Here is a 25,313-nt window from a genome sequence, read left to right on the forward strand (position 1 = left end):
CGATGTGGTACCCGCTCCGCGGGTACCACATCGCTGCGCGATGTGCAAGCGAACACCCGCGCTGCGCGCGGGTGTTGCGCTCCCGCTCCGCGGGAGCGCCTGCTGATCGCTGCGCGATCAGCCCACCGGCCTGGCTGCGCCAGGCCGGTGACGCTCCGTCCGCTACGCTCCCGGAGCTGCGGGGCCTGCGGCCCCGCGAGGTGGCCTCCGCTGCGCTCCAGCCACCCGGGGCGCTGCGCGCCCCAAAGGCCGGACCCGCTGCGCGAGTCCGCCAACGGGCCTGCGGCCCGAGCGGCAAGGGGGAGAGGGTGGGGTCGGTGACCTTGCATCAGGTGATGCAGCATGCAGCTTTGGCGGAAGTGGGCCACACAAAACGTAGGGGTGCCGAAACGGCCGGCCCCGCAGCACCCCAGCTCGTGGGACGCTGCGGGGCGCCTGATGATGCTCCGTCCGCTGCGCTACCGGAGCTGCAGGACTCCGCCCCACCGACCCTGGGCCCGCTTCGCTCTGCCCAGGGTCGGTGGGTTACTCGATCCACATTTCGATACTCTCGAGATTGCGGACCTCACCGGTGGTGCCGAGCCTCATGGTCGGGGCGGCAACCTGATTAGGCAGCCAGCCCTTGTTCGTTACGTGCCCCCGGCCCCAGACGCCGAGGTAGTCGGCATAGACATCAACTGCTTCCATAGCGAGCGCCTGGCCTTCGGTTCCTACCTCAACCACCATGCCGCTGTTTGCGCACCGCGAGCCCTGCCAGCCCACGTTCCTGATATGTGCATTGGCGCAGAAGACACCCATGCCGGTGATCTTTATCTGAAGCTTCTCAATGGGCAGGTTCTTTCCAGTGAAACCGGCCTGCGCACCCTGGCATTTCCAGTCCAAGGAGTGCCAGCCATAGTTGGCGACGTACGCTCTGTAGCAAACCGACTCACCGGGCTGGGGCGCCGCATGCGCCACCCCACTACCGGCCAGCCCCAGACCCAACACAGAAACGAATGCCAGAAGTATGCGAGTAACGCGTCTCACTGAAACTTCCCCACCATAGGTCGCGCATGCCTGCAGTCAGGAATTACCTGTCAGGTCTTCCTGGAAGAATGCGGAAATGAAGTGCTTCAATCTTGGAGTCGGATAGACTCTGGACTTGAGGAGTGTCACCTCTGAAGCGACTCGAACCTTATCAAGATGATGTTGGCCTGTCACGGCCGCCTGAGATTCACCTCCCGCAAGGAGACCAGGGTCGCTCCGTCATACGTCTCAAGGGTTGGGCTCTAACGGGGGGTTGCCGTCACGTCGATCGGGCGATCCCAAGGACAAGGTAGACGAGTATGTCGAGCACAGACCGCGCTGATCAGCGCGAGGCAGCCCAGCGAGAAGCCGTGGACGCCGTTCTTCGTGCACTCGAATTGCCTGCAAGATCACTTGTACCCGAACGGGGGCTTCGGACACAGGTGATCATGGCGACCGGGTCCGGGAAGACCCGGGTGGCGGTCCGCAGCGCGGAGGAACTCCACGCGGGCCGTGTGCTGGTGCTCGTGCCCTCGCTGGACCTGCTCGTCCAGACGGAGGCCGCGTGGCGTGAGGGAGGCCGCCGGGGGCCGATGATCGGGGTGTCCTCGCTGCGGGGCGAGGAGGTGTCCTTCCCCAACACCACGGACGTGGACGAGCTGGTGGAGTGGACGCACGGCCTGGACAAGGTGACCGTGTACGCCACGTACGCAAGCCTCGGTCTGGGCACGCTGGAGCGGGCGCACGCCGCCGGCCTTTCGGCTTGGGACCTGATCGTCGTGGACGAGGCCCACCGGGTTTCCGGCCGGATCGGGAAGCCGTGGGCGGTCGTCCACGACAACCAGAAGATCCCGTCCCTGCGCCGCCTCTACATGACGGCCACGCCCCGGCTGTGGCAGCTCGGGGACGAGGACGAGGCAGGCGCACCAGGCGAGCTGGTCGCGAGCATGGACGACGACCCCGCCGGTCCCTTCGGCAGCAGGGCGTTCACCTTGACCCTCTCGGAGGCCATCGACCGGGGAATCTGTGCCCCCTACCAGGTCGTATGCGTCGACGTCACCGACACCGCGCTCCAGGCCGCGCAGCTCCTGGGCGCCGAAAGCCGCTCGGCAGAGGTGCGTGGGGCCCGGCTCGCCGCCCTGCAGACCGCCCTGGTGAAGGCGTCCGCTGAGGAGAACTTCCGGCGCACGCTCGTCTTCCACCACGTCGTCAAGGAAGCCGAGGCGTTCGCGGCCGCCCTCCCGGACGTCGCCGCGCAGCTGCACGCCAGCGATCCCGAGCTGTACCCCAAGACGATCTGGGCGGGCTGGCTGTGCGGCGACCACAAGCCGCTCCACCGCCGCCGGCTCCTTTGGGAGTTCGCCGCCGGGATCGCCACGGACGGCACCGTCGTGGAGAAGTGCTTCCTGAGCTCGGTGAAGGTCTTGGGCGAGGGCGTCGACACCAAAAAATGTGACTCCGTGTACTGGGCGGACGTACGCGGCTCGATGCCCGACCTCGTCCAGGCCGTGGGCCGGGCGCTGCGGATACAGCCCGGCGAGGGCAAGGTGGCCTCGCTCGTGGTGCCGGTGCTGCTCGGGCCCGGCGAGACGGCGGACAACATGCTCACCTCCCGGGCGTACGGCGGACTGGCGAAACTGCTCGAGGCACTCCGCGCACACGATGCCCGCATCGTCGAGCAACTCGCCGAGCAACAAGCACGGAGCCGTGTCTGGGGGGTGCAGAGCCGCAGCGGAGAGAAAGGCGAGGGAGCCGAGAGCGACCGAAGCGACCGACTCTCGGTGCCGGCCAGAGAACTGCTGAAGTTCAGCACACCGCGCGACCCCGCGCAGCTGGCAGCGTTCATCAACCTGCGGGTCCTCAACCCGGAGCACGAGCACTGGCGGCGCGGCGTGGAGGCGGCCGTCATCTACGCCCGCGAGCACGGCGACTTGAAGGTGCCGTTCACGTTCCGCGTGCCTGCCGTCGACGACCAAGAGGCGGAAAGGGAGGGGTGGCCGGCCTCGCTCGCCGGGTTCCCGCTGGGCCAGTGGACCGCCGACGCGCGCAGGTTCTACACCCGCGGGGACATGGACCAGGACCGTGTCGAGCAGCTGGAGAAGCTGGGCATGGTCTGGTCTCACTACGACGTCGCATGGGAGGAAGGCCTGGCCGCCGCCCGCGGATGGGCCGCCGAACACGGGCACCTCCTGGCCCCGCTGGACGCCACCTACCAGGGCACGAAGGTGGGTATCTGGCTGAAGAACGCCCGGGCCGCCGCGCGGAAGGCGATGGACATCGAGCAGCGGCGTGCCGAGGGCCTGCCGGCCCAGTCGGCCGGGGCGATGTCGGATGAGCGGCGCGAACAGCTCGAAGAGATCGACGCGTCCTGGTGCCCGGCCTGGCCGGTGACGTGGCAGCGGTGTTTCCACCTTGTGCGGATGCACCTGGACGCGGGCGAGGCGCTGCCCACCACGGCGGGCGAGGTCCTGCGCCAGGGCGAGGATCTGGGGCGGTGGGTGCAGTCGGTGCGGCTCGGGTGGGACCAGCTCACGGGCGTACAACAGTGGATGTGCGAGCAAGTCCTCGGGATCACACCCGCGACCGAGGACGAGAAGCCCAAGCGCCGCACGCAGGCCGACAAATGGTCGATGAACTACGAGGCCGCCAAACAGTACTACCAGCGCGAAGGCCACCTTCAGGTGCCGCGCAAGCACATCGAACGGATCGTCGGCGGCGACGACCAGGAGGAGCGGGAGCTCAAGCTGGGCGCCTGGATCGGCAACCAGCGCAGCAGGGCCGCGACGCTGTCACCGGAACGGATCGAGCAGTTGTCCAAGATCGACATGCGCTGGTCGTAGCCGTGGTGGTCTCGGTCGCAGGGTGCCGGGCAGGCCGGGTCGAGTTGGGCCCGCCGATGGCGTCCGTGCATGTTCCGCCGGGGAAGAGGTGCGGATGCTGGGTGGCCCACCTGGGACGTACTGGGGGGTTTCGGTGCCGATCTGAGCGCGGACGAGCGGGCGGCGAACAAAATGCTGCTGGGCCAGTTGCCCCAGGCATGGGAACTCAGCAGCGAACTCATCGGCGCGCTGCAGGGCGTACGGCTGTGCGGCAGCGTGCACGTCATCGCCGCCGCGGAGACCCTTGTTGCCGCGACCGGCGACCTGGACTTGAACGAGAAGAGCGCCGACCGCTTCCAGCAGCAGGCCGATGCTGTGGTGGCCGCCCGGAATGCGTTCCTGGACGTCTGCCGGGAAGACCTTGCCTACACCGCCCGCTGGTGGCAGGTGCGTCGACGGATTAAGGAGCGCCGCTTCCTGCGTGAGCAGGCCGAGCGCTGAGGTGCCGGCAGTGCCGCGGTCGGTGTCGTGCCACCGCTGCCTGCTCGGGGAGCATCCTGTCCGGCCGGGCGCTCCGCTCGCGGCACTGCGCCATCGAGGTGAACGGGGCGTGCCCTGCGGCTATGTCTCATGCGCTCGGCTGTCCGCCGGGATAGCGATACGGGCATGGACCTCAATGACGTCATCGATCGCGCAGAGTTGCATGGGGAAGTTGCGCGCCGGTTCGGCAATCCGCCCGTCCCAGGGCGGCGTCGGCAAATGGATGCCCACCTGGCAGGCGCGTGGGCTCTGCTCGAAACCGCGATGAAGACGTATGACCCGGCCAACGCCCAAGGCCTGGTCCGGGCGGCGGCGGAGGCTCACCGGCAATACACCGCCCCAGGCGCCCTGATGACCGCTGGCTTCCTGCACTTCATCTTCCGGGAGCTCGATGCCCACAAGCGGTTGGACGCTGCCCTGCACCTTGCCCCGCGGGTGGAATGGGCCGGCCGTGTCGTGGAGTGCGTGCGGGCAGGACTGGGCGATAAGGACTTCTCAGGGCTGATCGAGGGCATCAGCGACATCCTGACCGACCTGGCCGACGAGGCCGAACCAATCAGCGTGAGGTGACTCCGGCGCTCTCCGCTCGCGTCGCTGCGGCCGGCACCGATGCCCGCCTGAGCCTGTACAGCGCTTCGACGGGCCCGGTCCACCACGGCCGGCTGCCGGATCCGATTGGACGCCATACCGGTACTTGTACTTGTACCGCTCTGCGCCGCCCCGCGTATGGGCCTGGACGCCTGCCGGCTCCCGGGCCAGGCTGTCGAGATGAACGACGCGGACAACTCCGGCTCAGACGACGGCAGGATCGACAACGTCTCCCTCTACATGCAGACGCTCAAAGCCCGCATGGACCCCGAGCAGTACGACGTCCTGGCCAAGGCCGTGCACGAGACAGCGCACCTGATAGCCGAGGGCCATCAGGCCGGCCCTGTCGGTGACGCCTCACAGTTCACCGATGAGGTGCAGCGGGAGTACGCGACGGTCCTGGCGATTCTCCTGACCGGCCGCATAGACCACCGACTCGTGGAGATGCCCGGCCCCCACGGCAGGCCCGGTTTCGCCATCGTGGAAGCCTCCACCGCCGACTACCCGGCGAAACTGCAAGAGTTGCGCGAAACGCACCGTCACTTCGTCACCGAGCAGCAGGCCCTCTACAACGAACTGGACGGCATCGCCCGCGCCAGCGGCCTGAGCTCCGACGACTGACCATACGCCGCGCGACTCACCCCCGCACCGCACCCCGCCGCCCCCACGCGGCCGCGGCGCTGAGACCGTCCTCCCCGCACGCTGACATCGCCCGCAGCCGGACTTCTCCCTGCCGATGTTCACCTGACGCCGCCGCGCTGACGGCGGCGGGGCGCGGCGGCCCGGGCGGCGCGCAACCGGCTGAGCGCGGCCCGATCCCCGGCCGTGGCCGCGCCGCCCATCCTGGCAACGACCTGGCCACCTGCCCGGCCTGCGCCGCCTCGGCCATTGTTCCGGTGCGCACCCTGGGCTATCCCGCCGCAGACTCGTACATCTGCTTCGGGTGCGGCAGCGACTGGGAAGGGATCTGCGAGTGGTGTGGGAACGGCGGGTACATAGTCCCGGAAGCGGACATGTGCGATGAATGCTACGACATACGCCTCGCCAACTTTTGAGGTCCAGGCCCGGCCTGCTCGACGGGTACCAGGCATCGCCCGCGATGCGGTCTCTTGGTGCTCAGGCCGTCGGTGGTCTGGATACGGCCGGTCATCGCCCATTCATGCGGCAGGCACGGGCGCTGTCTTGGGGGGGTGAGCTCCTCACGGATGGCTTCGCAAGCGGCCAACGGACATCTGGCCGACCTCTTTGCCGCGCTTCCCTTGCCAGGCACGCCCGATGGTGCTGAGTTCTGGCGTTCCTTGGGGCAGGCGGGAGGTGACGCCGCTCTCTACATCGATCCCGGCAACGCGGGTGGTCCGTTCTTCGAGCGCATTCTTGAAAGCAACGAGGGAGGCATCGCAGACCGCGTACTCAGCTTTCTGGGAGAACTCTCCGACCAACAGCGCGACGCTGTAGCCGACGTGCTCGGTGACGCATTGGCGCGTGACACGTTCACCGGCGGAAGTCGGTACCTGGGGCGGCTGTGGCTGCGCGACGCTGAGACCAGTGCCTGGCACGTTCTACTCGCCAGCCGGCGGACGGACGACCGCACACGCTTCCTCGAAGCCTGGGGCAACGCCTGAGCAGACTGGGCGATGAGTGGGCGCGGGCCGCGCCGAACACGTCGTCGAGTCGTAGACGGTGCCCGGGACGGCGTCGGCGAGCAGCTGGTGGACACAACTCCCAGTCCGCGAGCTCCGCCGGGCCCCGGACGTCGTCGGCCGGGTCCTCGTGCCGGGACGCCTGCCGGGCATCGAGCCGCGCTTCCTCGAGGGCCGCCGCAACAGCGCCGGCGTCCATGGCCCGGTGACGGCGGGGCAGGGTGAGCGGTCGGCGGGTACCGCCGTCGGGCAGCCATATCCTGGTCGTCTTCGACCTCGCATTCGTGGTGATAAATCAGAGCGGACCGCCGCCAGAACGCTTCTGAGGCTACCCGCCGGATTTCTTTATAGCAGGCTGGAATTCGACTGCGTCAGAACAGGAAATCCACAGCTTGAACGTGCGTAAAAATCCGCACGCATACCATGGGCGCGAGTGCCCCACTCAGTGAAATACGACTCGGTGATGGCCTCCACGACGAGGGGATGCAGGTCTTCCTCCGTCGCTCCGGCCTCCTAGAGGTCCAGGATCTGCTGCACGGAGGTGGGCGAGATCGGGGTGGTGATGGTGCGTGTACGGCCGTTGTCGGAGCTGCCCGAGGCGATGAACCCGAAGTAGGCCGTCACCTCCACCATCATCCTGCTGGAGGTCGACGCCTTTCTCCGAGTCTGATCCCTGACCTGCGGTTTCCCCTTGCATTGAGTCTCCTCGACCAGGGCGGCCTGCAGACGCTTTTGCGGGGTCTTCAGCGTTCCGGAGCGGTAGCGCTCGATGGTGCGGCGTGAGATGCCCAGGCGCTCCGTCAGGACTTTGGTCGAGCCCTGCGCCCGCGTGAGGAGGAATTTCATCTGGGCTGTTGCGGATTTCGGCGCGGGACGGGTAAAGGCTCTCCTGTTCTCAGATCCCGTGTCATTTTCTCAGTCGCGGTGTCATGTGACTGGCCGAACTGGCGCGGGATTGAGAATCGCTGGCCACTGCCGTCACTCGTTTGAGGACTCCGTTGCCAGCGGGATACCGCACCGCGGGCAGCCGTTTGCGTGGTCGTCCGGGCAGACGTAGCCGATGGCACCGTCCACGCACCATTCGGCGGCCTCCTCGGACAGCAGGTCGGGCCCGGCATGGAGCAGCCGACGAAATTCCGTGGTGTCCGCAATGTCGGCCGGGCGGTTGGTGAACCAATCGTCGAACCAAGGCTTGTCCCGGTGCATGCGCCAGTGCGCATTCTTCCGGTCGTCGACAGCCGTAAGGAACCGATCGACGATGCGCCCCCAACTCGGAGCTCCGAACCAGCCGTTGTCGGACGCGCAGAAGGATTCGATCAGGGTTCGCAGGCCGAACTCCTTCTCGTGAAGGCAGTACCTTCGCCCCCATGAGATCGCGACCTGTGCCATCTCCGCGAGTTCTTCTCGCGGATCAACCTCGTGCGCCGGGTCGTCAGGGTTGTGGCAGGACAGCCCAAGCTCGAGCACAGACTGCGCGGTCGGTAGAACCCGAGACGGGTTGACGATCGCGAGCCCGACAGCGATCCAGTCGACATGGTCGAACGACAGCATCGAGCGCACGAGTCGGGTGGTTGCCGTGTTGATCCGCATCATTGTGCCGTCGTGCAGCGGACTCTTCCCGGCATGCCAGTTCTCGACGGGTGTGTTGCGCCACACCGCGAGCGTGATGCGGGTGGCGGCCAGCCACAGCAGGGCGTCGTCGTCGAGGTGCCCGAACCGCTTGGCACACTCCTGGGCGCCGTAGGTGATCAACTCTTCCGGTTTCGGCCACCTGTGGCTGTCGGGCCCTTCAGGCCCTTCAGGCGCGTACTCGTAGTCGTCGGCGTACTCGTCGAGGATCGCGCTCAACTCGGCTGCGCTGTAAGCCTCGCTGTACTCGGAGCTCTCCGGCTCCTCGACGGTGTACATGTCGTGGTCCCAGGAGACATATACGTCGCCCCAGAGCACGACGTCTTCGCACTCGCTGGCGTTGTCCGTCACAACCGGCCTGATGGTGATCGGCGCAGTACGTCCGTCGGTTCGCTCGCCGTCCTTCTCGGCGGCCCATGCAGTGATGACCCCAAGCGGCTTCGGAAGGAGAGGACCGACCTCGGTGATGCTGAACGGCTCGTCGTCGTCATCGGTGTCGAAGCGGCTGTTGACAAACGCGACCGCCTCGGAGGGCGTGCTGACGATGGACTGGCTACCACTGTCGTTGTCAACCACTCGCCACAACGCGCTGTTCTTCACGATGCTCTCCGATCGCGGTGAGCGCACCCGGGGCGGGTGCGATGCGCCGGGTCGCTCGGCACTGACTCCGATTATGGGCTGATCAACTGTCCGTAGTCCCGCAGGCGCTTGTCGGCGACGAAGCTCGGGACGTTCGTGTGCAACCTGCATCCCCGATCTCTACACGCGCCCCTGGAAGGCGTTTTGTCATGCATGGATCAGGATTAGGTACTCACCTCGGGTGTTGGCTGGTGGAGGCCGCGGTCGTTGGACACGGCACGTGTGCATGAACATCCGAGCCCCCACGGATACGCAAGCGAGCCCGGACCAACTGGGCCGGGCTCGCGGCCTGTTCGGGGCGGGCTGCTACAGGTCGAACTCGAGGTGTTCGACGTCGGTGAACCGGACCTCTTCCAGGCTGCCGGCGCGGCGGCCGCCGTCCTGGAAGTAGACCTCCTTGAGGGCTTCGGCCGCGATCTCCTGGAGTTCGGTGTCGCTTGCGCCGGCCGCTTGGGCGTCGAAGAGGCGGGCAGCGTAGCGGGGCGGCAGGGCGACGGTCAGGTGCCGGATGCGGTCCTGGTCGGTCGAGCCGATCGGCGCGGTGTAGCCCATGCGGGCGCGGGCGTCGATGACGATGCCGCCGGTCGTCGTGGCCTTCTTGCGGGCCTTAGCCCGGATCTGCGGCTGCCAGCGCTTGATTACCTCGTGCTCCAGGCGGGCGGCGAGGTCGGGGCGCGGCTTCTTGGCTGTGCCCGCTACGTACCGCTCCACCTGCCGCTGGGACATGCCGAGCAGTTCGGCGACCGCTTTCGTGCCGCCGAGCTGCTTGACCATGTACCGCATCTGCGGGCCCGCGGACTTGGGTGCGGGGCGGGTGAACGCCTTTTGCACCGCCTTGTCCAGGCCGTCCCCGAACATGCTCATCGCTTGCCTGCTCCCCTACTCGCCGTTGTCGATGTCGGTGACGGTGCCGTCCTTGATGTACCGGGCGAGGTTGAGCTCCGGGGCGTTGAACCGCTCGCGAACCTCCTCGCCCCACAGCACAGACTGAGTACCTTCGTGCTTGACCAGGCCGGGGTTGACGCCGAGCTTGAAGCCGCCCGGCAGCGGCTTGCCGTCGCGGTAGGGCAGGAAGTCCAGCGGGGAGGGCCCGTCGGCGGCGTAGACGACGCAGTCGGACAGGACCGCGACCGGGTACCGGCCGGTGAACGCGGCGTGCTTGATGATCTTGCGGTGCAGGTTGATCCGGGTGCGGGAGATGACTGCCGCGCGGATGTCCGGGCGCCACGTCGGACGCGACAGCGCCCGCCACGGCTCGCCCGGCTTCCAGCCCTCCCCGCGCGGGCGCTCGCGCAGCTTGCCCAGGCCGCCCTTGACCGTGGCCTTGATGGCCGAGACGACGATCGCCAGTTCCGGGTCGCGGTCCTTGTAGCCGTCCATCGCGGTGAGGAAGTCGGCCGGGGAGAGGTCGGCGTGGACGCCGAGGTCGGCCATCGTGGCGAGGTACGCGTCGCGCAGCCGTTGGTACCAGCCATCCAGATAGCGGCCGTTGTCATACCGCAACCAGGCCTCGACCGGCGTGACGTCGTAGCCGAGCTCCTGCGCGTAGGCGACAGTCGGTGTCGCGTACCAGGCCGGGCCCTCGGGCCGGTCTCCCTTCGGCGTGAACGGGCTGGGCAGCAGACTCGCGTCCAGGTCTGCCCACTTGTCCTTGCCGACCTTCACCCGGGACAGGGCGACGTGCGAGAGGTCCACCAGCCACGATCCGGGCAGCTTCGCATCGAACTCCGGCGCCGTCACGTGCGTCGGTGCGCCCAGGCCGACGATCAGGCCATTGGCGCCGGCGGCGAAGGCCATGTTGACGTCGATGCCGACCAGGTGCCGCTGCATGCATTCGGCGTCGGTCATCGGCCGCGCCCAGTCGTAGGCCTCCTCGAACAGCTTCTCCGCCGAACCCCGGACGTGGAAGCGCGGCAGGTCCTTGAGGAGCGGGTGCCCGTCGGGGGCCTCGCACGGCGCCGGGTCGACCGGATCCCTGCCCAGGGATCCGGGGTTGTGCTCGGAGTGGCGCTTGCCGTCGGCGTCCGGCTCGGAGGCCCTGGTCGGAGGGTGCAGTGCGGTCATCAGCTCCAGGCCGGTCACCGCCGTCGATCCGCGGGGCGTCATCACCCGGGAGGCGAACACGCCTAGGACGCGGGCCAGTTCGGCCGGCGACAGCTGCCCCACCTCGCCCCAGTGCCGGGTGCCCAGCGCGTGCCACGACGGAATGCACAGCTGCACGCACTGACGGTCCGAGCCCTGCGCGGGGCGGTAGATCCGCGCCCACGGCCCGAACCCGCGCTTCGTCAGCTGCCACTCGGCGCGCACCAGCTGCTTGACGACCTTGTGGCTCTCCGGGATCCGACCGGCGAGGCGCTCGTCGTCGGCGAGGGTGACGGGCAGGCCGTAGCGCTCCAGGGCGGCCTCGGTGAGGACGAGCAGCGGGTCGCCGTCCTTGCCGGGGCCGGACAGTCTCGGCTGGCCGAGCTTCGCTTCCTTCAGGGTCCAGTCCACCAGGGTCGGCAGGGACTTGGCGGGCACGTCCAGGATCAGGCCGCCAGTGCAGTACGCCATCACCTGCCCGTCCTCAACGTCGACGACCGCCAGCGGCCCGTTCTCGAACCGCGGGTCGGCACCCTCGGTCGGGGTCCCGGCCGGGGCCGCCTTCCGCGCGGGCGGACGACGCGATGTCGACGACGCCCCGGTAGCACGCGAGGGACGCGGTGCACCCTCCGAAGCCGGGGCGACGGGGACAACAGGTGGCTGGGGGTGCTCAGTTACGGTCCCGGCCGCAGCCTCCGGTCCCGGACTGGGGGGCACTGGGCGCGCCTGCTCCGAGGCGGGCGCGGGTGCTGCCGGGGCGGGCGTGCCGGCGACCGCGGTGGGCGCCGGGGCGGCCGGCTCTTCCGGGGCGGGGTAGAGCTCCGCGAGTTGCCGCAGCAGCCGCGCATACGCCTCACGCTCCCGGCCCCGCGGCTCGACCGGCTTCGTCAACGACTCCCAGCCCGACACCGTGGCCCGACGCACCTGCAACGCCGCAGCAACCTCATCCAACGTCAGACCGTGCGCGGTACGCAGCCGCTTACGCTCCACCGCAGGCGGCAACGGCGAGCGAGATGCGACCAGCGCATCCACCGCATCAAACAACTCGGACATGCAGCACCTCCAGAGCGCCACCCTACCTTCAATAACCGTACGAAGTGCGTACGTAGACCGTACGAATCGCGCTCTACCGGCGCCCGAGGGGAGCTACTTCTCGGTCTCGGTCAAGAGGGTGTTCGCGGCCGCATGTGCTCGCTCTGCGACGCCGCGCAATATCTTGGTGAGCTGCTTCCGGGTCCGCCCGCGCGCTTTGACCGCGTGACAATTCGGGCAGAGTGCGACCATCACTCGTGGGTGGTCGCGGCCGCCCCCGGCACCCCGAACCCCACGCCTCGCTTGACGAAAGACATAGAGGCACCCCCCCAGCCCACAGTGTCGGTGAGACGTACGCGGTGCCGGACGTTCCGTCCACCAACCGCGCACGGACCGGCTGCGAGCGGACGTCCTCCGCACCCGATCTGCCGCTGTTCCGGGCAAATCGAGGGCCGGCCCGTACGTCGGATGGGCCGTACGAAAGACCGGCCCTTGCGAGGACGGCCGTCGACGGCATCGAGGTGGGACGCACCGGGCGGTGAAATGCGTGAGAGACGCGCACCGGGCACCAGCCCGCAAGGTCGCTGACATCCATTCGGATCACGCATTGCTGGGGCGTTTCCCGTATGCACTACCGCGAGTGGCACGCGACCGATGGACGGCTGACGGTAAGCCATGTCGCTACGCGTGAAGAGCCGACGAAAAGAGTCGGCCGGCGTAGGGGACGGAAGGAAGCCATCGATGCGCTCTGCCCGCATTCTTTTTGCCGCCACCGCGACTGCTGCCGCCCTGGCGATCACCACACCAGGTGCCCATGCCCTCTCCGCAGGCGACTGGGACAAGGACGACTCCTCGCGCAGTAAGGAGTGGGACCACGACAAGCCGCACGGCGGCATGCACACCGGATCCGGCGCCCTGTCCCTGAGCGACGGTGACGGATGGTCCAAGGAGCACGACGAGGACGGTGGCAAGCCGCACGGCGGCATGCACACCGGTGGTGGTGCTCTGTCTCTGGTCAACGACAACGGCTGGAGCAAGGACGAGCAGAAGGAGGAGGGCTACACACACCAGAAGCCCGAGCACCAGAAGCCGACGGGCGGCATGCACACCGGCGGAGGCGGTCTCGCGAGCAACGGCACGAACGTGACCGGTGGGGTCGTGCTGGTCGGTGCGGCGGCCGCGTTCGTTCTCTATCGACGCAAGAAGGCCGCCGGCACGACGGCCTAGGACGGGCCGGACGCGAGGGCCGTCCCTTCTGGATGGCGGCCCTCACGTCCGGGCACCCCTCGCCCGGCCTCCAAACCCGTCTCGCGAATTCGAAAGGTGTTCCTGGTGAAGCCCCGACCAGATCTCACCGGTGCGGGTCTGTCCCGGCGTAGAGCGCGATGGGTCGCAACCGCCGTCTTCTGGACATTGGTCCTGCTCGTGCTCGTATTCGTGGTGGGCCCGAACAGCTTCACCCACGATGCGACCGGTTCGTCCGCGTCTCGAGAGCCCACCTCGTCGTCCGCCACGAAGTCATCGCGCCCGGGGGTCGGCGTGACGATGCCTAGATCGGCCCCCACGTGGCTGAAGATTCCGAAGATCGGGGTGAACGCGCCCTTCACTCCCCTGGCGATCGGGCCTTCCGGCGCACTCGGCGCGCCGCCGGCGAACGACACCAACCTGGTGGGCTGGCATGCCGCCGGGATCTCGCCGGGCGAGCAGGGGACCGCGCTCATCGCTGGGCACCTTGACACCGTCACAGCCCCTGCGGTGTTCGCCCGGCTCCATGAACTCACCGCCGGAGACAGCTTCGAGGTCATGCGTGCGGACGGCACCACTGCCGTCTTTGTCGTCGACTCCGTCGAAAGCTTCAGCAAGGACGACTTCCCGAATCGCCGCGTCTACGACGACACCCCTAAGGCACTCGCACGGCTCATCACCTGCGCCGGCGCATACGACGGCACCGCGAAGGACTACACCGAGAACCTCGTCGTCTTCGCTCACCTCACCGAGAAGGCATAGGCCGGGCCGTCGGCAACCGCTCTTCCCCACGCTGCCGGCCGCCGGTGCCGTCTCGCGCCTCCCCCGCGGTGCCGCTCAGGATGTGCCGCGGCTGTGGTGCAGGACCGTGGGTGCACCGGCGGACTGGCTGCCCTCGTCACCGAGGCTGATGGTGTCGGCATCGGTCAGCTGGACCACGTACAGGTGACCGCTCTCGCACTGCAACGAAGTGTCCGAGCGGTTGGTCGGATGACTGGTGGCTGCGACGAACGTGGCTGTCGTGCCGCGCACCGAGTGTAGTTCCAGGGCTTCCGTTCAGCCGACTTCGCGGTCGGTGCCGGCTTCCTTGATGTTGCTGACCTGTTTGCCGGCCAGTTCGCCCGCGTCTGCGGTGTGCAGGGTGAGGGTCACCGTGCACGACTCGGTGCGCGGCTGCTGTTGGCCGTCCGCGTCGGGGTTGCCTGGCCCTCCCATAGGTTCAACCTGCATCGGCGCCCCTTCTGGGCGTCAGCCGCCTCCGCCTCCGCCGCTGGTGTTGTCCGGACCGAGGTCATACTCCCGGCTCTGGTTCGCGCCGGATCCCCAATGCTCGTAGCAGATGAGCCCTGCTCCGATGAGCAAGACGATCCCCGTAGCTATCAGCGATATCCATGCGCCGGCGTCCATGCTTGCGGATGTACCCACCGCTGTCAGTGCGAAGCCTCACCCGGGCCTCCATCGATTCGGAGCGGTTCAGTGGGCGTTGTACAACTTGGCTGACATGCCGGGTGCCTGAGACGATTCTCTCCACATCGTGCGAACGGACCACGGCAACGAGGCGGCAGGGGCCCTGGCCCGCCGACTGGTGGTCCCGCCGCGCCGCTCGGGCGGTCAGGAGCGCTACCTCGACAGGTCTTTACCGGAGGAGATCGGGATATGTTGTGCAAGGTCGCCGGTGGCCGGACGGTCCGTGCTGTCGCGGGGGCACGCGAGTCCAAAGCCGTTCGGACTCGTGCCCAGGCAGCGGCGAGTGTCGTCGTCATGGTGCCATCCTGCGTCGTGCACACGCTGCTCGCGTTCCACTTCGAACTGTCGGAGGCGAGACGGCTTTCCTCCACCGCGAGTTCGGCCTGGCGCAGCCGACCTGAAGGAGCCACCCCACGAAGTCGCCTACCGCGCTTGGTGCTTTGGTTGCCGACAACTCCCCCGGAGGCACCTGTATGTCAGGCCTTGGCCGCCGCAACCTCGCGCGCCCTGCCAACAAGTTCCCGTACGGCCAGGGCCTTGGCGTACGGCGCCAGCTCCTTACGCATCGTGTGGAAGTGGCGGCCATGCCCTCGACATCTCAGTCTCCAAGATCCCCGACCTCGTCACCCGCGATCAGCTCTGCGTCTCCTCGCGGCGTCCAATAGCGGCCGCATCGGGTATGACGAGCAGCTTGCCGGTGGTACGCCGAGCCTCCAGATCGCTGTGGGCCTGGGCGGCCTCGGACAATGCGTAGCGGCCCGTTACGGTGACCTTAAGCGCCTTGGAGCGCACCCACTCGAACACATCGGCGGCCCGTCGGAGCAGTTCGGACCGATCGGCGATGAAGTGATCGAGGCTGGGTCGGATCAGGGTCAGCGAACCGCCGTGGGCGAGCCGAATCGGATCAAACGGCGGCACGGCACCACTTGCCGCGCCGAAGAGCACGAGATGGCCGCGGGTTCGCAGGCTGGCGAGGCTCGCATCGAAGGTGTGCGCGCCGACGCCGTCGAAGACAACCGGCAGCCCCTGACCGCCGTTGAGCCGCCTCACCTCGGCTGCGAGATCGTCGACTGCGGAGGAAAGGATCACCTCAGCGGCCCCGGCACGCTTCGCCAGTTCGGCCTTCGCCGTGGTCGACGTCGTGCCGATCACCCTGCCGCCGAGATGGGTGATGAGCTGGGTCAAAAGTAGCCCCATGCCACCAGCAGCCGCATGCACGAGCACCGTGTCGCCCCCCTGAACCGGGTAGGCGTCCTTGACGAGATAGTGCGCGGTCATGCCTTGGAGGAGCGCGGCGGCGGCTGTCTCGAAGCCGATATCGTCGGGCAGCGGCACCAGCCGGGAGGAGTCTACGACGGCCCGCTCGGCATACGTGCCGGGAATCTCCACCCAACCGACCCGGTCCCCGACTGCGACGTCAGCGACACCGGGTCCAACTTCGACGACCGTGCCGGCGCCCTCAGCGCCCGGGGTGAAGGGCAGCGGGAGGCTGTACCGGCCTTCGCGGTGGTAGACGTCTAGGAAGTTGACCCCGGATGCGGCGACCTCCACGATCGCCTCGCCCGGACCCGGCCGCGGCTGGTCCACCTTGGCCTCCTGCAGCACCTCGGGACCGCCCACTTCGTACACCTGAATCGCTCGCATGTTCCTCCAATTAACGGCTCATCCCCCACCAACCCCGTTGATGGCGATCCGATTCCCGGCACTTCGCCCGGCCCACGCAAGGTGGCGCTGACCGTGCACTACGCCGCCCAGGTGAGACGGAAAGCCCCTGAGAATGCCGTCACCTACGGACATCGGCCGGTGGGCAGCGCGACGAGGGTGCCTCGCTGCCTGAGTGCGTCGTTTTCAAGGGTGAGCTAGCGGATGGCTTCTCCGTAGAGGTGCAGGGTCCGGCGGAGGTCGGCGTTCTCCTGCCGCAGGCGCCCCAGGTTGTTCTGGTCTCGCTGGCCGGTGGCCTGGGACGGGATTCCCGGCCGACTGGCGGGCATCGCGCGGGGTTGGAAGTAGTTGGTGATCAGGTCCTGGTGGTGGCGGTAGAAGGTGGCGTGGGTGACGCCGAGGCGCCGCTCGACCGCGGTGACCGTGGCGCGGCGCCCGGCGGACGCAGCTTCGGCGAGGACGGTGTCCATGGCGGTGCGGACGGCATCGGCGTCGGGCATCGGCGGTTTCATGTGGGCTCCGGGGTGTGTCCGGTGAGGAAGTCGGTGGTGTCCTGGCGCTGCTGCTGGAGGCGTGGCGGACGTAAGGGGTGAGACGGCCGCCTTGGGCCAGGGCTTGGTCGAGATCGGCCAGGTGTCGGGCGTGGGCGTCGCGGTTGGCCGGGGTGAGGGCGGTGTTGCGGCAGGCGAGCGGCTGGCAGTCCCTGAGCTCCGGTTCCTCCGGCGTGCCCGCTGGCGGCCGGCACATGGCGCGGTCGGGGTTGTAGACGCAGGTGACGAAGGTGCCGGGGTAGATGGCGGGGTCGTGGCGTTTCATGATCCGCAGGAGGCGTGCTTCGTCGGTGACGACCTGCCCCTCGAAGACGGCGTGCTGGGCGAAGGCGGTGAGGCGCTGTTCCGCTTCCGCGCCCGCGGGGCCGGTGAGCCTGGGCCGGTCCAAGTCCGTCGCGGTGTCGGCGAGGTACTGGCCGCGGGTGAGAGCTTCCTCCGCCTCGACCTCGGCGCGGAACCCTGAGTCGCTGGTTCCTAAGAAGGACGCGACGGACCCGGCGTTCGACACCTCCTGGCAGCCGGTCCCCGGCTGGGGTTCGGTGCAGACAAAGGACGCCGGAAATGACCGGCACTGCGAGGCGACCGCGCAAGGTGACCGGCTGTGCATCGCCTGGGAGCCGGCCACGAAGGCAGACTTTGAAGCCGCCCGCGCATCCAGGGCGAGGCTGAAGTCCGCACGAGCCGCGAACCCGCCGCTGCACACCTCCTGCGAAGTGGGTGCCACTGAGGGCACCTACCTGTCGATCTTCACCCGTGACAAGGCGTGCATGTACGGGAAGTTCTCCGTCCAGGTGACCGACGAGGCGGGCCAGGATGAGAAGGGCTACCAGGAATTCCTGTACTCCTCTCACATGAGCACGGCGCTGACCGGCACGGAGCTGAAACTGTGGGCCCGTGTCACGCCGCTGCCGATGCCCGCCGGGCACCTGCCGTTCCCGGCTCAGCCGGGGGCGATCAAGCTGACGATCTCCCCGCAGTGCTCCGCCGGCTGCATGGACAAGCCCTCCTACGCCTGGGACGGCAACCTGATGTGGGGCGGGTCCTACGACATCGACCCCCACGAGGAGACTGCGACGGCCACCGTGCAGTGGTCCGGCGGAGTGCCGGATGAGTCCGGGAAGAAGGACTCCGACCTCTCCCAGGCGCTGGCGTTCGCACCGTACGCGACGTTCTCCACGTCGGTGCCGGAGACGTTCCCCACGGACAACAGTCAGGGCTTCATTGGCAACCCGGTGTACGCGCGCTGCGACATGGTGTACTCGCCGGCGGGCTGCGTGTTCCGGGACTACATGCCCGGCTATGTGTTCAACACCGCCAAGACCCCGGCGGCTGCCGCGCACGCCTGGCTGATCCAGGCGAAGATCCGCCAAGGTGCGCCACTGAGCTACCTACCCGACCGCAGGGGTGATACCGGCGAGCACGGTGAGCGCAACAAGTACGGCCGCGACCCCGACGCCAACCGCAGGGTCATCTGCCCGGACGGCTGGGCCGCCAAATCCGGCCATCCCGGTACCACACCGGTGACCGACATCTCCGCCACCGACAAGGCCTCCTGTGACGAGTTCATCTTCGCCGCGAGTTACAACAGCGGCGGAATGCCCTCGGACATGGGCGGCACCAACCAGGTCACCTCGGGCGACAAGTGCACGCAGACATACGCCACCAAGCTGTCGGACGGCACTTGGCGGCTCTACGATGACGAGCGCAAGGCTGCGCCGACGTGGTCTGAAGTGTGCGGCCGGTCCGCGATGTCCGGGTGGGTCAACTCCACCTCGATGAGCCGCTTTCCCACGTTCGCCAAAGAACTCCGGCTGATCGATCAGGACGCATATTTTGTCCGAACGCCGGGCTTCGACAGGTGCGATGCTACGAAGCCGACGATCAAGTGCGACATCCGATAGCAAGATAGACGCAGACCGCACATGCGGCCCGGAGCCGGTCACAGGGCCGGTCCCGGGCCGCACCACACCAGAGGACGGAGACGTGCAGTGAGTTCCGGCGGGATCACATGGATAGCCGATGCGGACATCTCCTGGCTCGGCTACTACATCAAGCTGGCCCGGGGCCTGACCGGCGAACAGCTCGCCGCCCGCCTCGCCGCAACGGGCGGTCCCGTACCGGTTCACGCCACCACCGGGTCGCAGCCCGAAGAGCTCATCGACCGGCTCGACGCCGAGCGCGGCGACACCGACAGCATCGCCGTCCGCTACGGCGACCACGCCGGCCTGGGCTTCGTCGTAGCCTACGGCCACTGGCCGTCCGTCCTCGGGCCCGCGTACCACGACGGGACATCCCGAGACGGGGTCCACGTCTTCGAGCTGTACTACGAGAAGCAGAACCCGAAGGTCCCACCACCCTCATTCGCCTACTTCCACGACGATCAGTACGTGTGCGGCTTCGACATGTACATGCACACGTGGTCGCAGGAGATCACCGGCCCCGGCGCTGACCTCATCCGCGCTGACATCATCGCGGCCGGAATCCCGGAGGAGGAAAAGAGGGACACGGCGCACCGTGCCTCTCTCGCCGTGCTGGAGCAGCGCTTCGAACTGGCGCTGCCACGTGATCTGGTGCTCGGCGCGTCACTGCCCACTGCGCTCGTCAGAGGACAGCAGTTGCGATGAGTCGTCCCGGTGATCGCAGGCGGCCCGCAGCGCTCCACATGCTTCGGGGTATTTGCCGCGGACGCCGGAGCGGGGCCCCGCTCCGGCGCCGGCCCGGAGAAACGGTGTCCGACTCTACCGCGTTCCTCTACCGTCAGTAGAGGAACGCGGTAGAGTCGGACTATGGCAGTAGACGAGACGAGCATCAAGGTGAGCGCGGCCGCGCGGGACCGGCTGGCGCGGTTGGCGGCCGAGCACGGCACGACCATCCGCAGCCTGGTCGAGGAGCTGGCGCAGAGTACGCCGACGCAGGCCGAATACGCCGAGCGTGCCGAGCTGGCCCGCGCCGAACTCACCTCCGCCCTCGGCAGCGCGCCCAGTCCCGAGGCCGAGGCGAGGGCACGGGCTCTGCTGGAGCGCCTGGGCGGAGCGCAGCACGGCTCGCAGACGGCCGCGTAGTGGCGGCGATCGCGGTCGTCCTGGACCACACGACCGCCGCAGCGCTGTTCGACCCGAAGGATCCGTTCAACGAGGCGGTCGCAGCGTTCTACGTTCAGGCCTCCGGCGGACTGGGTGATCTGTATGCGCCGGTGCTGTCGCTGACGGCCGGCGACGCCGAGCGGCCCGGACTGCTCTCCTACATCAAGGGGCTGCGGTTCATCCGGATCGAGGCGTTCGACACCGATGCCGCGGTCACCGCGACCGAACTGCTGCGCTTCGGGCACTCCTGGGCCGCCGTCCACGCCATCCACGCGTCCAGGCCCTCAGCCGCCCATCCGGCGGGGCGGTTTGTGCTCACGTTGATGCCCAAGGCGTACGCGGGGACCGGCGCCCAGGCTGTTCACCCCGGCCAGTAGCCGAGCGCTTGGATGCTCTCTCTAGCCCGCCCGCGCCGTTGCGGACCTGCCCCTTCGATTTCTGGCTGCGGCTTGGACGATCCATGAGTGGAGCCCTCGCCCCGACCAGACATGGGCGGGACGTCCCGGCCCCAGGTGCATAGGGGCCGGGGCGTTGAAGCGGGCCCGGTCAGGCGAGAGCGAGCCGGTCGGTCACCAGCCAGTCGCAGCGGGTACCGCTGCGGATCTGCCGGGCGAGGCTCGCCACCTGGTCCATGCGCGGTTCGCGCTGCATGAAGTGACGCAGGGCGCGGCGCACCTCGTCGAGCAGCTGGGCGTCGGTCAGTGCGGCCAGATCCTGCTGGAGCCGCTCCAGGCGCAGCCCTGCGCCGCGCGCGTCGCAGGGCTGCCTCGGCGAGCGGTCCGCAGACGATCCGGTCATGGGCGTAGAGACCGTCCTCGATGATCCTCATCATGATTCCTATCCGCCTGGGGCCAGTGTCTTCTCGGTGAAGATGGCCTGCCGGGCCCGGGCGGGCGTGAACATAGAACGCCTGCGGCGTTACCGTCTCGTCCAACCCGGTATCGCCGTGACGGCACGGGGGATGCTGTCCTTCTCAGACCACACGTTGGGGGCCGATGGAATACACCGCCCTGCACGCGGACTGGGGTCGGCTGGATGCGTCGCCGGATGATCTCGGTTGCGGCCGGTCCTGGGCGGACGTCCACCGTGTGAAAGGGCTGGAGCTGGCGTGCACGGAGTGCCGGGGAAGGGTGTTCGCCCGCATCTCCCCGCACCGTGCCAGGCACCTTTACCACCAGGTGCGGCCGCGTGACTGCCAGTTGGCGAACGAGTCGCCGGAGCATCACCTGCTGAAGCTGGAGCTGGCCACCGCCGCTCGGGCGGCGGGCTTCAGAGCTGAGCTGGAGGTCGGCAACGAAGCCCGGACCTGGCGTGCCGACGTACTGGTCTTCGGGTGTTACGGACCGTGCCGCCGGCCGGGAAGCTCTGACCGCGTCACTGATCAGCCGGGCCGCGGACCGCTACGGTCTGCCTGCCGCCGGCGTGCTGCGGCTGTGGACCTGCCGCAACTCCCCTACGCGATATGACGGCGGCGTGGTGCGGGCCGTCGCCCCCACCTCCGGGGCCGGGCCCCGAGCATCAAACTCCATGGTGCGCCCGGCGAGGAGCGGCGGAAGAACAGGGGGCGCGGCGCACCTATGCCGGGTCTTGGGCAGTCACCTGGCGTTTGGTGAACCGGTGCCACCAGTGGCGGCGTCGGGGATGCACTGCGAGACCCATCCGGCGGCCGATCAGCAGGTAACCCAGGAGGGCACCCGTGGTGTTGAGCACCACATCATCGACGTCGAAGGCGCGCCCGGTAATGAGGGCGCCTTGGACGAGTTCGACGAGGATCATCACGAGAGCTGTGGCCACCGCCACGCGGACGAGTCCTCGCGTTCGTGGTACCAGTACCGGCAGCAGCACACCGAACGGTATCCCCATCACGATATTGCCGCCGAGCTGCTTGACTGTGTCCGCGGCCATGGGCTGCTCGAGGTACGCGCGGATGGAGTCACCAGGGCGCAGGTTATTGTGCGTCAGCGGCACGGATGCTGCCGAGGGTTCCAGAGTCAGCCGGGCCAGAACCACCGCAAATACGACCGTCCCCGCGAAAGCCAGCATCATGGCCAGCACCCGACCGAACGTAGACAGGGGAGGTTTTCCGGGAACCCAATGCCCAGAATCCTCAGCGGTCTTGTCACGCAGGACTATCCGCGCCATTACGAGCTCCCAGCCAGGGGTAGTTTGCTTGAACGTTCCGATACCCGAGCCGTGGCGCGGCGCGCTGCGGCAGTTCACGCAGGGACCGTACCTGTCCGTGCAGTCGGGTCGCCCAGGAGATGGTGGGCGAGCATGGGGCGCAACAGCGCGTCGTCGGGTACCTCAGCGACCGGGGCGGCATTGACCACGGATCAGTTTGATTGTGTCATGGCTGGGTTCGCTGGCGCGATGCCCGGGCCGTTTTAGCCCTGGCTGTTGGCGACACGGCGGCCGACGGCCCAGCCAGTGGAGACGGGATCACGACCGGATCGTGCACGCGTCACGATGGCGCTAGGTCTGCCGTCTTCGACGAGCCTCCATGCCCACCAGCCGGCCGAGGACGGGGGCCGTTTCGGCGGTCAGGATGAGCACAGGGCACGGTGACCAGGAGCGTCGGCAATGCCAGGGCGGTGCCACGTTCGCCCGGCGCCGACGATCCCGGCGGCGGCGTCGCTGGCCGCCAGGCGATGTGACCTCTGGGCACTGCGAGGACCAGGGCCGGGGTGTTCGATGTCCTCGCTCACTTGACGACCGTCAGGCGCGGCACGGCGTCGAGGTCGCCGGCGTGGTCAGTGGCAGTGCTGGACCAGGGAGGGTGGCTTACCCTGACTGACGCCTGCCAGCATGATGCTGGTGATCACCGGTATGGGGGTGTTAGCACTCCAGCGCTGGATTGATGCGGGGCCGCGAATGCAGCATGGGGAAGGTGGTCGGCTTGAGCAGGTCTGAGGGGGGCACCGCCAAGGCGGCGGATGGGCTTGTCCGCCTGTGGGAGTGCGTCGACCGCCGGGTGGCGCCTGCTGTTCCGCCCGCTCAGTTCCGTGTGCTGAGGGTGGTGGGCGCGGCGGGTGTTGTCACGTCCACGAAGATCGCTGAGGTGACGGGTGCGATGCCGTCGTCGATCAGTCGGCTGATCGGCCGACTGCAGAGCGCTGGTCTGCTGGTGAAAGAGGAGAACTTCAGCAACCGTCGGGAGACCTTGATCAGGCTGTCCGCTGCCGGGCAGGCGTTGTTGCGTGAGGTGGAGGAGCAGCGTCTGGATGAGCTTCGCCGGTTGCTGGAACCGCTGAGTGTGCGCAGTCGGCGGGATCTGCTGCAGGGCATGAGCGCGTTCAATCAGTCGTCCGTCTGGGGCTGAACGGGCGCAGTGGCTCCTGGTGCGTGGGGCGGCGGGTGAATGTCTGACTGCCGCACAGATCGTTAAGTTTTGACAATCGTTGTTCCGGGGTCAAAATGGCATCCGGAAACCGGGGCAGAAGTGTGCGTCCTCGTGTTCAGTCAAGGCGCGTGAGTCTTCGAGCCGGGGAGCAGGGGATGGACGGGACGGCGTCAGGCTCTGCGTGCGGTACAGGGGGGCGGGGAGGCTTCAGCGACGGCGGTGAGGGCGGCTACAGCGGACAGGCCCTCCAGCAGTGCGGCGCGGTCGTGGCTGGGCAGGGCTTCGATGATCGGCGTCAGGACTTCACGGCGCTCGCTTCTCAGCCTCTCCAGGTAGGCGCGTCCCGGATCGGTGAGCTGCACCTGCACTTCCCGCCCGTTGTGCGGGTTGGGGACGCGTTCGAGGAAGCCGACTGCCTCTATGCGGTCGCAGAGCTGGCTGACCGCCGCAGAGGTGATCGACAGTGTCCGCGAGAGAGTGCGTAGGTTCGTCCCGTCGTGGTCTTCGAGCGTGTACAGCACGCGCAGCTGCGAGGGCGACAAGGGCGCGATGCTCACATCGGGCACGTTGGCCCACCTCTCCTCCATCAGGTCAAGAGCGCGGCTGGCAGCCTCGGCGACTGTGGGCAGAGCGGGATGGCGGGTCACCTGCCCACTGTGTCATCCCGCGGCCGAGGTGTCTGCCACGTGCCGCTCCGGCGCTTGCGCCCTCGGTGTACGTGCACGCATTGACGCATGTTTTTCCAGCCGCACTGGGCGGCTGGCGATCTGTGAAGGCGGTCCACCGAAGGTGAAGACTCTTCTTGCGCTGGAGCGGGCTCTGCAAAGCGCGGCGCCGCACCGGTTGCTGGACACATTGCGTGACCTGTTGGCCCAGCACTGGGGTGCGCAGGAGGTGGAGCTGTTGCTGGCGGACTACGGGATGACCGTGCTGCAGCCGGTGGTGGTCCCTCCCTACACGGGGAAGCCGATCTCCGCGTTCACCGGGGAGCTGGGGCGCCTGTTCGGCTCGCAGGAGACCACTGTCCGGGACGTCGCGCCGGGGTGGGTGGAGGCGCTGGTGCCGGTGACGGTGCGCGGTGACCGGCTGGGCGTTCTGCGTGTGACGCTGCCGGCACAGGCGTGCGACGTGGAGCAGTTGAAGGTGATCGCGGGCGTTCTGGGCCGGGAGCTGGTGCTGTCCGAGCGGGACACCGACCTGTATTTGCAGGCACGTCGGACCCGGCGGCTGACGCTGGCGGCGGAATTGCAGTGGCAGCTCCTGCCGGCGCGGGCCTCTTCTCGTCCCGAGTACGAGCTGGGTGCTCAGCTGGAGCCGGCCTACAAGATCCACGGTGACAACTTCGACTGGTGTGCCGAGGCCGATTACCTGACGCTCACGGTGACCAATGGCATGGGTGAGGGCATCGACGCCGCGTTGCTGACGAATCTGGCGGTCAATGCCTTGCGTAACGCCCGCCGGGGTGGCACGGCGCTGGCAGGTCAGGCCGCGCTCACCGATCAGGCCATCTACGCCCACTACCAGGGGCGCATGCACGTCTCCACACTGCTGCTGCGGTTTGAGCTTTCCACCGGGCGGGTGGAGGTGGTGGACGCCGGCTCCCCGCAGGCGTGGCTGCTGCGTGAGGGCAGGGTCTCGCTTGTGCCCTTCGACGCCCAGTTGCCTTTGGGCATGGTGGACGAGACGCCGTACGAGGTCCAGTTGATGAATGTGGTGCCCGGGGACCGGCTGCTGTTCGTCAGTGACGGCATCTACGACGCGGCTTCGGCGGAGGGTGAGAAGTACGGCGAGCGTGCGCTGGCCAGGGCTCTGACCGACACCCGGTTGCTGCCAGCCGCCCAGGTTCCGGCCGCGGTGCTGCGTGCTCTGGAGGAGTGGAGGGGCACCCCGGCGCCGGCCGATGACGCGATGGTCGTGTGTCTGGACTGGCAGGGCGGGGTCGCGGAAGCGGAGTAACGGCGCCCCCCGTTGCAACCATTAAGACACGACAA

General features: G+C 68.0%; 26 protein-coding genes and 1 pseudogene. 15 read left to right on the forward strand and 12 right to left on the reverse strand.

What is annotated here, in order from left to right; all coding sequences use genetic code 11:
* Positions 1 to 525: 525 nt before the first annotated feature.
* Positions 526 to 984: a hypothetical protein gene (locus tag AC0ZLC_RS33285; protein ID WP_476755660.1), complete on the reverse strand. Its 459-nt coding sequence runs from the start codon at positions 982 to 984 to the stop codon at positions 526 to 528.
* Between the two features lie 341 nt (positions 985 to 1,325).
* On the opposite strand from AC0ZLC_RS33285, the gene AC0ZLC_RS33290 reads away from it, so the two are divergent.
* The 5 genes from AC0ZLC_RS33290 to AC0ZLC_RS33310 all read left to right on the forward strand — a co-directional run bounded on the left by AC0ZLC_RS33290 (position 1,326) and on the right by AC0ZLC_RS33310 (position 6,574).
* Complete coding sequence (locus AC0ZLC_RS33290) at positions 1,326 to 3,845, forward strand: helicase associated domain-containing protein (protein WP_476755661.1); 2,520 nt, start codon at positions 1,326 to 1,328, stop codon at positions 3,843 to 3,845.
* Positions 3,846 to 4,016: 171 nt separating this feature from the next.
* Positions 4,017 to 4,325 (forward strand): hypothetical protein, encoded by a 309-nt coding sequence (locus AC0ZLC_RS33295; protein WP_476755662.1) that lies wholly within the window; start codon positions 4,017 to 4,019, stop codon positions 4,323 to 4,325.
* 165 nt (positions 4,326 to 4,490) lie between these two features.
* Positions 4,491 to 4,934, forward strand: coding sequence for a hypothetical protein (locus tag AC0ZLC_RS33300; protein WP_476755663.1), 444 nt, complete (start codon positions 4,491 to 4,493; stop codon positions 4,932 to 4,934).
* 198 nt (positions 4,935 to 5,132) lie between these two features.
* Positions 5,133 to 5,573 (forward strand): hypothetical protein, encoded by a 441-nt coding sequence (locus AC0ZLC_RS33305; protein WP_476755664.1) that lies wholly within the window; start codon positions 5,133 to 5,135, stop codon positions 5,571 to 5,573.
* Between the two features lie 584 nt (positions 5,574 to 6,157).
* Positions 6,158 to 6,574: a hypothetical protein gene (locus AC0ZLC_RS33310; RefSeq protein ID WP_476755665.1), complete on the forward strand. Its 417-nt coding sequence runs from the start codon at positions 6,158 to 6,160 to the stop codon at positions 6,572 to 6,574.
* A 531-nt stretch (positions 6,575 to 7,105) separates the two neighbouring features.
* On the opposite strand, the gene tpg (AC0ZLC_RS33315) is transcribed toward AC0ZLC_RS33310, so the two are convergent.
* From tpg (AC0ZLC_RS33315) to tap, 4 genes are all read right to left on the reverse strand, one after another.
* Positions 7,106 to 7,438 carry a telomere-protecting terminal protein Tpg gene (gene tpg, locus AC0ZLC_RS33315; RefSeq protein ID WP_476755666.1) on the reverse strand — a complete coding sequence of 111 codons (333 nt, stop codon included), beginning with the start codon at positions 7,436 to 7,438 and terminating at the stop codon, positions 7,106 to 7,108.
* Positions 7,439 to 7,570: 132 nt separating this feature from the next.
* A complete protein-coding gene (locus tag AC0ZLC_RS33320; RefSeq protein WP_476755667.1) occupies positions 7,571 to 8,821 on the reverse strand; it encodes a hypothetical protein in 1,251 nt (416 codons plus the stop codon).
* A gap of 345 nt (positions 8,822 to 9,166) precedes the next feature.
* Positions 9,167 to 9,724: a telomere-protecting terminal protein Tpg gene (gene tpg, locus AC0ZLC_RS33325; RefSeq protein WP_470180047.1), complete on the reverse strand. Its 558-nt coding sequence runs from the start codon at positions 9,722 to 9,724 to the stop codon at positions 9,167 to 9,169.
* Positions 9,725 to 9,739: 15 nt separating this feature from the next.
* Positions 9,740 to 11,995 (reverse strand): telomere-associated protein Tap, encoded by a 2,256-nt coding sequence (gene tap, locus AC0ZLC_RS33330; RefSeq protein WP_476755668.1) that lies wholly within the window; start codon positions 11,993 to 11,995, stop codon positions 9,740 to 9,742.
* A 720-nt stretch (positions 11,996 to 12,715) separates the two neighbouring features.
* Here tap and AC0ZLC_RS33335 point away from each other — a divergent pair.
* Together AC0ZLC_RS33335 and AC0ZLC_RS33340 are read left to right on the forward strand one after the other, a co-directional pair.
* Positions 12,716 to 13,201 carry a hypothetical protein gene (locus tag AC0ZLC_RS33335; protein WP_476755669.1) on the forward strand — a complete coding sequence of 162 codons (486 nt, stop codon included), beginning with the start codon at positions 12,716 to 12,718 and terminating at the stop codon, positions 13,199 to 13,201.
* 198 nt (positions 13,202 to 13,399) lie between these two features.
* Positions 13,400 to 13,981, forward strand: a complete 582-nt coding sequence (locus tag AC0ZLC_RS33340) for a class F sortase (protein WP_476755670.1) — start codon at positions 13,400 to 13,402, stop codon at positions 13,979 to 13,981.
* A 75-nt stretch (positions 13,982 to 14,056) separates the two neighbouring features.
* Here the strand turns inward: AC0ZLC_RS33340 and AC0ZLC_RS33345 are convergent, their stop codons facing one another.
* Together AC0ZLC_RS33345 and AC0ZLC_RS33350 are read right to left on the reverse strand one after the other, a co-directional pair.
* Positions 14,057 to 14,251 carry a hypothetical protein gene (locus AC0ZLC_RS33345; protein ID WP_476755671.1) on the reverse strand — a complete coding sequence of 65 codons (195 nt, stop codon included), beginning with the start codon at positions 14,249 to 14,251 and terminating at the stop codon, positions 14,057 to 14,059.
* A gap of 24 nt (positions 14,252 to 14,275) precedes the next feature.
* Positions 14,276 to 14,449, reverse strand: coding sequence for a hypothetical protein (locus AC0ZLC_RS33350; RefSeq protein ID WP_476755672.1), 174 nt, complete (start codon positions 14,447 to 14,449; stop codon positions 14,276 to 14,278).
* A 286-nt stretch (positions 14,450 to 14,735) separates the two neighbouring features.
* On the opposite strand from AC0ZLC_RS33350, the pseudogene AC0ZLC_RS33355 reads away from it, so the two are divergent.
* Positions 14,736 to 14,873: pseudogene (locus tag AC0ZLC_RS33355) on the forward strand (AraC family transcriptional regulator); the annotation flags it as partial.
* A 446-nt stretch (positions 14,874 to 15,319) separates the two neighbouring features.
* On the opposite strand, the gene AC0ZLC_RS33360 reads toward AC0ZLC_RS33355, so the two are convergent.
* Both AC0ZLC_RS33360 and AC0ZLC_RS33365 read right to left on the reverse strand, forming a co-directional pair.
* The gene (locus AC0ZLC_RS33360) at positions 15,320 to 16,330 is read right to left on the reverse strand and encodes a quinone oxidoreductase family protein (protein WP_476755673.1); all 1,011 of its coding nucleotides are present in this window, start codon (positions 16,328 to 16,330) and stop codon (positions 15,320 to 15,322) included.
* A gap of 215 nt (positions 16,331 to 16,545) precedes the next feature.
* Positions 16,546 to 16,860 (reverse strand): hypothetical protein, encoded by a 315-nt coding sequence (locus AC0ZLC_RS33365; RefSeq protein ID WP_476755674.1) that lies wholly within the window; start codon positions 16,858 to 16,860, stop codon positions 16,546 to 16,548.
* A 292-nt stretch (positions 16,861 to 17,152) separates the two neighbouring features.
* Between AC0ZLC_RS33365 and AC0ZLC_RS33370 the strand changes: the two genes are divergently transcribed.
* The 5 genes from AC0ZLC_RS33370 to AC0ZLC_RS33390 all read left to right on the forward strand — a co-directional run bounded on the left by AC0ZLC_RS33370 (position 17,153) and on the right by AC0ZLC_RS33390 (position 20,359).
* Entirely contained in the window at positions 17,153 to 17,362 is a 210-nt protein-coding gene (locus tag AC0ZLC_RS33370) for a hypothetical protein (RefSeq protein WP_476755675.1), read from the forward strand.
* Between the two features lie 250 nt (positions 17,363 to 17,612).
* Positions 17,613 to 18,800: a hypothetical protein gene (locus tag AC0ZLC_RS33375; protein ID WP_476755676.1), complete on the forward strand. Its 1,188-nt coding sequence runs from the start codon at positions 17,613 to 17,615 to the stop codon at positions 18,798 to 18,800.
* 87 nt (positions 18,801 to 18,887) lie between these two features.
* Positions 18,888 to 19,523 carry a hypothetical protein gene (locus AC0ZLC_RS33380; protein ID WP_476755677.1) on the forward strand — a complete coding sequence of 212 codons (636 nt, stop codon included), beginning with the start codon at positions 18,888 to 18,890 and terminating at the stop codon, positions 19,521 to 19,523.
* 162 nt (positions 19,524 to 19,685) lie between these two features.
* Positions 19,686 to 19,961 carry a hypothetical protein gene (locus AC0ZLC_RS33385; protein WP_476755678.1) on the forward strand — a complete coding sequence of 92 codons (276 nt, stop codon included), beginning with the start codon at positions 19,686 to 19,688 and terminating at the stop codon, positions 19,959 to 19,961.
* Positions 19,961 to 20,359 (forward strand): PIN domain-containing protein, encoded by a 399-nt coding sequence (locus tag AC0ZLC_RS33390; RefSeq protein WP_476755679.1) that lies wholly within the window; start codon positions 19,961 to 19,963, stop codon positions 20,357 to 20,359. Before AC0ZLC_RS33385 ends, AC0ZLC_RS33390 begins: the two co-directional genes overlap by 1 nt.
* Positions 20,360 to 20,528: 169 nt before the next feature.
* On the opposite strand, the gene AC0ZLC_RS33395 is transcribed toward AC0ZLC_RS33390, so the two are convergent.
* Together AC0ZLC_RS33395 and AC0ZLC_RS33400 are read right to left on the reverse strand one after the other, a co-directional pair.
* The gene (locus AC0ZLC_RS33395) at positions 20,529 to 20,780 is read right to left on the reverse strand and encodes a hypothetical protein (protein ID WP_476755680.1); all 252 of its coding nucleotides are present in this window, start codon (positions 20,778 to 20,780) and stop codon (positions 20,529 to 20,531) included.
* 777 nt (positions 20,781 to 21,557) lie between these two features.
* Positions 21,558 to 22,028, reverse strand: a complete 471-nt coding sequence (locus AC0ZLC_RS33400) for a VanZ family protein (RefSeq protein ID WP_476755705.1) — start codon at positions 22,026 to 22,028, stop codon at positions 21,558 to 21,560.
* Between the two features lie 850 nt (positions 22,029 to 22,878).
* On the opposite strand from AC0ZLC_RS33400, the gene AC0ZLC_RS33405 reads away from it, so the two are divergent.
* Entirely contained in the window at positions 22,879 to 23,301 is a 423-nt protein-coding gene (locus AC0ZLC_RS33405; protein WP_476755681.1) for a MarR family winged helix-turn-helix transcriptional regulator, read from the forward strand.
* A gap of 191 nt (positions 23,302 to 23,492) precedes the next feature.
* On the opposite strand, the gene AC0ZLC_RS33410 is transcribed toward AC0ZLC_RS33405, so the two are convergent.
* Positions 23,493 to 23,969, reverse strand: coding sequence for a MarR family winged helix-turn-helix transcriptional regulator (locus AC0ZLC_RS33410; RefSeq protein ID WP_476755682.1), 477 nt, complete (start codon positions 23,967 to 23,969; stop codon positions 23,493 to 23,495).
* 142 nt (positions 23,970 to 24,111) lie between these two features.
* Here AC0ZLC_RS33410 and AC0ZLC_RS33415 point away from each other — a divergent pair, with 142 nt between their 5' ends.
* Positions 24,112 to 25,278: a PP2C family protein-serine/threonine phosphatase gene (locus tag AC0ZLC_RS33415; RefSeq protein ID WP_476755683.1), complete on the forward strand. Its 1,167-nt coding sequence runs from the start codon at positions 24,112 to 24,114 to the stop codon at positions 25,276 to 25,278.
* The last annotated feature ends 35 nt before the right edge of the window (positions 25,279 to 25,313 follow it).

The organism is Streptomyces sp. GLSS-08, from assembly GCF_056387915.1.

What these genes read in the sequence shown, in the direction of transcription:
- AC0ZLC_RS33350 (WP_476755672.1), bottom strand. Translation starts at nt 14,449, where the DNA reads ATGCAGGTTGAACCTATGGGAGGGCCAGGCAACCCCGACGCGGACGGC.
- AC0ZLC_RS33305 (WP_476755664.1), top strand. Translation starts at nt 5,133, where the DNA reads ATGAACGACGCGGACAACTCCGGCTCAGACGACGGCAGGATCGACAAC.
- AC0ZLC_RS33360 (WP_476755673.1), bottom strand. Translation starts at nt 16,330, where the DNA reads ATGCGAGCGATTCAGGTGTACGAAGTGGGCGGTCCCGAGGTGCTGCAG.
- AC0ZLC_RS33365 (WP_476755674.1), bottom strand. Translation starts at nt 16,860, where the DNA reads ATGAAACCGCCGATGCCCGACGCCGATGCCGTCCGCACCGCCATGGAC.
- AC0ZLC_RS33300 (WP_476755663.1), top strand. Translation starts at nt 4,491, where the DNA reads ATGGACCTCAATGACGTCATCGATCGCGCAGAGTTGCATGGGGAAGTT.
- AC0ZLC_RS33295 (WP_476755662.1), top strand. Translation starts at nt 4,017, where the DNA reads ATGCTGCTGGGCCAGTTGCCCCAGGCATGGGAACTCAGCAGCGAACTC.
- tpg (WP_476755666.1), bottom strand. Translation starts at nt 7,438, where the DNA reads ATGAAATTCCTCCTCACGCGGGCGCAGGGCTCGACCAAAGTCCTGACG.
- AC0ZLC_RS33290 (WP_476755661.1), top strand. Translation starts at nt 1,326, where the DNA reads ATGTCGAGCACAGACCGCGCTGATCAGCGCGAGGCAGCCCAGCGAGAA.
- AC0ZLC_RS33385 (WP_476755678.1), top strand. Translation starts at nt 19,686, where the DNA reads ATGGCAGTAGACGAGACGAGCATCAAGGTGAGCGCGGCCGCGCGGGAC.
- AC0ZLC_RS33400 (WP_476755705.1), bottom strand. Translation starts at nt 22,028, where the DNA reads ATGATGCTGGCTTTCGCGGGGACGGTCGTATTTGCGGTGGTTCTGGCC.
- AC0ZLC_RS33395 (WP_476755680.1), bottom strand. Translation starts at nt 20,780, where the DNA reads ATGACCGGATCGTCTGCGGACCGCTCGCCGAGGCAGCCCTGCGACGCG.
- AC0ZLC_RS33335 (WP_476755669.1), top strand. Translation starts at nt 12,716, where the DNA reads ATGCGCTCTGCCCGCATTCTTTTTGCCGCCACCGCGACTGCTGCCGCC.
- tap (WP_476755668.1), bottom strand. Translation starts at nt 11,995, where the DNA reads ATGTCCGAGTTGTTTGATGCGGTGGATGCGCTGGTCGCATCTCGCTCG.
- AC0ZLC_RS33310 (WP_476755665.1), top strand. Translation starts at nt 6,158, where the DNA reads ATGGCTTCGCAAGCGGCCAACGGACATCTGGCCGACCTCTTTGCCGCG.
- tpg (WP_470180047.1), bottom strand. Translation starts at nt 9,724, where the DNA reads ATGAGCATGTTCGGGGACGGCCTGGACAAGGCGGTGCAAAAGGCGTTC.